General features: G+C 63.7%; 6 protein-coding genes. 2 read left to right on the top strand and 4 right to left on the bottom strand.

Annotated elements, in window-relative coordinates:
• Window positions 1-655: recombinase family protein (locus NA4_RS36940; RefSeq protein ID WP_245671767.1), on the bottom strand; the 655-nt coding region annotated here is incomplete at its 3' end.
• 344 nt (window positions 656-999) lie between these two features.
• On the opposite strand from NA4_RS36940, the gene NA4_RS36935 reads away from it, so the two are divergent.
• Entirely contained in the window at window positions 1,000-1,566 is a 567-nt protein-coding gene (locus tag NA4_RS36935; protein WP_067480638.1) for a recombinase family protein, read from the top strand.
• 626 nt (window positions 1,567-2,192) lie between these two features.
• Window positions 2,193-2,606 carry a hypothetical protein gene (locus tag NA4_RS36930; RefSeq protein ID WP_067480636.1) on the top strand — a complete coding sequence of 138 codons (414 nt, stop codon included), beginning with the start codon at window positions 2,193-2,195 and terminating at the stop codon, window positions 2,604-2,606.
• Between the two features lie 293 nt (window positions 2,607-2,899).
• Here NA4_RS36930 and NA4_RS36925 read toward each other — a convergent pair whose 3' ends face one another.
• From NA4_RS36925 to NA4_RS36910, 3 genes are all read right to left on the bottom strand, one after another.
• Window positions 2,900-3,517: a hypothetical protein gene (locus NA4_RS36925; RefSeq protein ID WP_067480631.1), complete on the bottom strand. Its 618-nt coding sequence runs from the start codon at window positions 3,515-3,517 to the stop codon at window positions 2,900-2,902.
• A 325-nt stretch (window positions 3,518-3,842) separates the two neighbouring features.
• Complete coding sequence (locus NA4_RS36915; protein ID WP_169811202.1) at window positions 3,843-4,379, bottom strand: type VII secretion system-associated protein; 537 nt, start codon at window positions 4,377-4,379, stop codon at window positions 3,843-3,845.
• A 253-nt stretch (window positions 4,380-4,632) separates the two neighbouring features.
• On the bottom strand, window positions 4,633-6,144 hold the full coding sequence (locus NA4_RS36910) for an alpha/beta hydrolase (protein ID WP_067480622.1): 1,512 nt from the start codon (window positions 6,142-6,144) through the stop codon (window positions 4,633-4,635).
• Between the last annotated feature and the right edge of the window lie 49 nt (window positions 6,145-6,193).

The raw sequence follows: 6,193 nt of genomic DNA, 5'->3' as shown, positions 1-6,193 counted from the left end.
GTGACCGTAAGAAACGTGTCACCAGGTACATGAGCGCTACGCCCGGGGTGCGGCGCCGCTGATGATGCGGTGGATGGTGGAGCGGCCGACGCTGTATTCCTGGGCGAGGTCGGCCAGGCTCGCGTTGTCGTCGGGGTCGTGGTAGCGGCGGTGGATCGTTTTCCGTGCTGCCAGAGGCAGTTTCGGCTGTTTGCCTTTGAGTCGGCCTTTTGCGCGGGCCTTGGCCATGCCCTCGCGGGTGCGCAGGTGGTTCAGGGTTGGCTTCGAATTCGGCGACCATGGCGAGGGTTTGCAGGAACAGCTTGCCGAACGGGTCGGCCCAGTCGTAGATCTGGCTGCCGAGCCCGAACAACACGTCGCGCTCGCGGAGGCTGGTCAGGATCTCGCCGGCCTCGGCCATGTTCCGCGCGAACCGGTCGAACTTCGTCGTGGTCAGCACCACCTGCCGGTCCGTGACCGCCGCGACGGCGGAGGTGACTGCGGTGAGCGCGTTGTCCAGGCCGGTGCGGTTGCGGCGGGTGGTGCCGGAGAATCCCTTGTCGATGAAGATCCGCTCGCGTGGCACTGTGAGGGCGATCAGCTGGTCGGTTTGGATCTCGACGTCTTGTTCGTCGGTGGAGCAGCGCACGTATCCGACGCGGAAGGGCTCGATCACGCCGGATCGATCGCCGCCACGATGTCGTAGACCGTGCTGTAGGAAGGCACGGGCCAGCCTTGCTCGCCCGCAATGTCGGAATCTGCCGATGGATCACCGCGGCGCTCGGCGTCGGTCGGCGCAGAGCCAGACCCTCGATCAGCAACACCATCTCCTCAGCGAATCGCCGCTGCCCCTTGCCTGCACGAGGCCTGCGCACCAGCCCCGCCAAGCCCTGCGACGATATCATCCATCACCAGAGCGACTAACGTCAGGTTAGAGTCTTAATTCGAATTTCTTGACATATTAGTGCTGGATCCTTAGAGTCCATCCTGACATTTCGCTGGTTCGAAAAGAGTCAAGGCATGCGTGTTGGCTATATCAGGGTGAGTGCGATCGACCAGAACACCGTCCGGCAGCTCGACGGGATCGAGGTCGAACGCATCTTCACCGACAAAGCCTCCGGTAAGGACACCGCACGCCCTCAGCTGGACGAGCTGATCGGGTTCGTCCGCGACGGCGACACCGTGATCGTGCACTCCATGGACCGCCTCGCCCGCAACCTCGACGACCTGCGGCGGCTGGTGCGCATCCTGACCGGCAAGGGCGTGCGGGTGGAGTTCGTGAAGGAAAACCTGACATTCACCGGCGAGGACTCACCGATGGCGAATCTACTGCTGTCGGTGATGGGGGCTTTCGCCGAGTTCGAACGCGCCCTCATTGTCGAGCGTCAGCGCGAGGGCATCGCCGCAGCGAAGGTTCGCGGCGCCTACAAAGGCCGTAAACCTGTCCTCACCAGCGAGCAAGCCGACCAGTTGCGGGCCCGCGCTGATTCAGGGGAGCCGAAGGCTGGGCTGGCCAGGGAGTTCGGCGTCAGCCGCGAAACCGTCTACAGCTACCTCCGTGCCGCAGCCTCTCCTGGTGCGCCGTGACATCCTCGCTCCGGCTCCGGCTCCGGCTCCGGCTGTGTGCTGAGCGGGGCGGCTGGTGATGAAGGGCTTTTCCGATGAGCTGTTGCGGCGGCTTCGGGACGACGTGGCCGAGCTGCTCAGTCGGCGAGCCGGTGGTCATCTGCGCGACGGTTTGGACGGCGTCGCGGGCGACGTGACGGCGGCGGCGCGCAGGTATCAGGACGCCGACGAACACGGTAGGCACCAGGTCTCCACTGGTGACGCTGAGCTCCCGATACCGGAGGCGGCTACGCGGGGCACGCGCAACGACCCGGACCTGTCAAGCGTCCCGCCGATCAACGAACTGTTGCGGGTGCGGCCAGAGGACGCGAACAATGATGCGCTGACAGCGCAGCTGAGCGGGTTGGAAGGACGGTACGGTCCGTTCCGGTTGGGCGAGGTGTGGGCGAACTACGAGTTCCCGGGACCGCCCGGTATGGCCGAAAGGTATTGGTTTCCTCACCGTTCCACCGAGAACCGCACCACGATCACGATGTCGGCAACGGTGTTCGACGATGCCCGAGGAATTGACGTGGGCTACCTCCTCAGGGACTTCTACCGCGATGAACAAGACCGACCTGTCGTACACAACAAGAACATCTACCTCGATGAAGATGCCCGCAGGCAAGGATTCGGCGGAGCACTCACGCGGGTCACTGGAGGACTACTACCGCCGCTCCGGCATCCACGCGATATATCAGTTGGCCGGTGCCGAGGACGGCGGTATCACGTGGGCCCGTACCCATGCCTTCGACACCACACCCCTGTATCCCGGCGACACCGATCTCGTGCTCCACTCCTACTCCGTTGACAGCATCACAGACCGAATCAACGAGGTCCGGGCCACCGCCTCTCCATCCGACCAACAACGATTAGACGACCTCACCACACAACTCCACCACCCCGTCAGCGACGCCGACTACCCCACCCCGAAAAAGATCGCGGAACTGGCCGGGGACGACCACCAGCTCGGCGAGCAGGTGATGCGGGGATCATCCTGGTGGGCAATGAAAATCCTCTGAACGGGTGATAAGCCGAGATACCCAGTTTGAGCGCTCGCCCTTCGCAGAACGCAGCCGCCCACACCAGGCCATCTACCATCGAAGATTCACGACCAAATAGCGCCAAAGATCACACACATGCCCGGCTCGGCCGACCTGGGCTTCCGCTGTCGATGTTCGGAGTCGTCTGCACTGATTTTCGAAGTGCTCTGCACTGCGGTGGTTCTGCGCGGCGAGTCGGTGCTGATGTCGTGCGGATCCGTCGGCGCTTTTGGCCCGCGATGGTGATCGCAGGTGGATGCCCGGTATCGTCTTCAGGGCTCTGCCCACCATTCCGGGGTTCCTGGTTTTGCTCCCAGGCGTTGCCATGCGGGGCTGTCGTCGACTTTGTGCACTTCTATCCCGGTCTGGCCCGGCACGACCTGTTCTTTCAGTCCGGACAGTACGTTCGTTGGTTCACCGATCGTCGTGGACACGTCGCCGGTGGGTACATACATCTCAGGACTGCCGATGCTTGTTCGTAGATTCTCGATATGCTCGTCGGCGGAGTTTGGGAAACTCTTGTCGGGCAGCAACACCACCGGGCCGGCGTTTTTCTGAGCGGCCTGGGCCAGTTGGTTGTTCGCTGCCTGTACTTTCAGCAGCGTTTCGTCGTCCACGGCGACAGTCTCGGTTTTCCGCCATCCGGTTTTGACTGTGAGCAGCCGTTGACGTCCGGGTGTGCCGTCGGTCGTCTGCGTGATCGGCTCGGTCAACGACCGGCTGCGGACGAAGGTGTTTTTCTCGGGCGGCCATCGGCGAACCCACGGCGCGGTATCCAGTTCCCAACCGTCACGGGTGGCTTCCACGAATCGGACATCGTCGGGTCTGACGACGCTGTATCCGTGGTCTTCGCCGTCGTGTATGTACTTCCCCTTTGCCCATTGCTCCATGTGGGCCGCGTCGCCGACAGGATAATCTTATGACCAGTACAGGTTTCTTGAATCTTTGCTCCGCACGCCACCGTTCGCTGACCACCTGAGAAGGCCGCAATGTCACTTCACGGCCGGGTACGAAGTCGTCGACGCGAAGGGCCTTGAGACGATGAAAGCCATTCGCGCTGAACTCATCGGTAGCGGTGAATCTCTCGCCCGCCTCGCGCAGCGTTCCCGCGGTCCCGACGAACTTCTCCGCCAAGCCGTGGGACTCCTTGCCGAAGAGTCTGCTCAGCGGATCGACGAGCAGTGATTTCCACTTGGCGGCGAACACGGCGTCACCTCACGCTCGGGGTGGGGTCTGCCGCAGCGCATCGACCGTCAGACGACACGACGCATGACTGTCGGGGTTGATGAGGATGTCCACTCCGGCGGGAACGACGTCGGCCAGCTTGTCACCCACCACCGGGTGCCATCGGTCCGCGTCGACGCCCTGTCGATGCACCGCGGCGGTGGCGATCAGCACGCACGGCACGCCTTCTGTCGTACCGATCACCGGCCAGCCGGCAACATCGCATCCGATATCGACGATCGATCGCCGCAAGGTAGCGATGAAATCGCTGATCAGCTGCCGCTGGTCTCCGGATGGCGAAGCATCGGCGGCCACCTGCCGCAGGATCGCATCGAGCGGATCGGAGGGCATCGACTCGTCAGCGGGCGAGTAGGCGAGGTTCGGCTCGAACGGCCCCGAACGACCGTCGTCGCCGATCCGCCAGCCGCCTACGATCGCTTCCAACGGTGGTTGCTGCGCCGCCCCACTGGGTTCCCACCCTGGCGCGGTCAAGACCAGCCAGCGCGTCTGCGGGTCGGGCTGATTCATCGTCGTCATCCCTGCCTGGTCGATCCGGGTGCACCCGCGAAATTGGACAGCACGGTTTAAGACAGACGCCGTGCCGAAATACTCGGGCTGTGTTCAGAGCGTCCAAGGACGATAGCCGCAGCCGTCAGCCGACATAGCCGATGTGACATCCCGTCGATGGGAAACGGCTCGGACATCTGTCGGAGCTGGCGGCCGCCCACATTCCCCGGTTCTCCATGACAGGTATCCGAGGTATGCCGACACGGACTTGTGGCTATTGGGGGAAGTAGCTGGGGTTGGGTTGGCAGGTGAGGTCGGTGGCGGGGAGGGTGCCGTCGCGGAAGTAGGTGTTGACGATGTCGTTCAGGCAGGGGCTCAGGCCGGGGCGGAAGGTGCCGTGGATGCGGGTGTCTGCCAAGGTGACCAGTCGTGAGGCTGGCAGGGCCTGGTGCATCGCAAGGCCTTGCGGGTAGGCGGTGCGGGTGTCGCGGGTTGCCTGCAGTATCAGCGCTGGTGTGGAGTTGTGCACTTGAGTGGGGGACTCGAGCGGGTCGGGCCAGTAGGCGCAGGCGGTGATGTTGTTGGCGAAGGCGCCGAACACCGGCTGGGTCGCCCGGGCACGTTCGATGTTGCGGTAGTACCACCCCGGATCGTGGGGTGCGGCCTTGTCCCCGCACAGGACCGCGGCCATCCCCGCGGTCTCCAATGGAACGGCGCCACTGATCTTCGTCTTCAGTTGTTCCATGTCGATGGGCAGTCCCGACACTGCGTCGGCGATGATGCGGACGACTTCGGCGAGGTCGGTGTTCAGTTTCGGGTTCGACAGTAGCGCCAGCAGCATCATCGGCACGGTGTGTTCATCGATGAGATAGCCGTTGGCGAAGAGCGGATGCCCGGCGGCGCGGTGGATCATGTCCTCGACAAAGGCCCGAACCTGTGGTCCGCTGCTGCCGAAGTGGTAGTCGCTGTTGTGGCGGGCGGCCCAGGTCGCCCAGTCGTCGAGTCCGGCCTCGTTGGCTGGGCCCATGTCCTGGAACATGCCGAGCCAGGCGCGGTCGGGATCGATCGCGCTGTCGAGCACGATCCGGTCACTGTGCTGGGGGAACATCTGCGTGTACACCGCTCCCAGATACGTACCGTAGGAGCCGCCGTAATAGTTGAGCGTGCGTTCACCGAACACACCGCGAATGACATCCATGTCCCGGGCCGTGTTGCGAGTAGTGATGTATCGCGCCTTTTCGGGATCAGATGCCAGACAGGAGGCCGCCAGGGCGGCGGCCAGGGTGGCATCCCGCGCGTAGCCGAAGACGTCGAAACCAGCCGAGAACAACATGGTGGGCAGCGGCAACGCACAGCTCACCCGGTCGGATCGGCCGATTCCACGCGGGTCCATGCCGATCAAGTCGTAGCGGGCACGCACGTCCGGTGTGAACACCTGCCCCGCACCGGCCATCATGCGTAGACCCGGACCGCCGGGGCCACCCGGATTGGACAGCATGATGCCCCGCCGATGGGGCGGATCCATAGCCGGGATCCGCGAAATCGTCACAGTCAGCGTCCGGTAGTCCGGACGGCTGTAGTCGAGCGGAACGACAACACCCGCACACTGCGCTCCAGCACTATCGAGAACCGTGTCACCGCACGGCTGCCAGTCCAACTGCTGGTGATAGAACCGCTCCAACCCACCGGCGATGTCATCGACCGAATCGGCGTTCACCGGTCCCGCAGGCAGCGTGACCGCCAGCATGATCCCCAGCACGAGCCATCGAACCCACCATGTCGGCATCAAAACTCGCGCCTACGCCCTTCGCTGTGTTTGCCCCTTTCCATTTTGG

The organism is Nocardia amamiensis NBRC 102102, assembly GCF_001612745.1.
Classification (GTDB): domain Bacteria; phylum Actinomycetota; class Actinomycetes; order Mycobacteriales; family Mycobacteriaceae; genus Nocardia; species Nocardia amamiensis.
The sequence above is the reverse complement of the archived record's forward strand: the minus strand, read 5'-3'. Positions and strand labels throughout refer to the sequence as shown.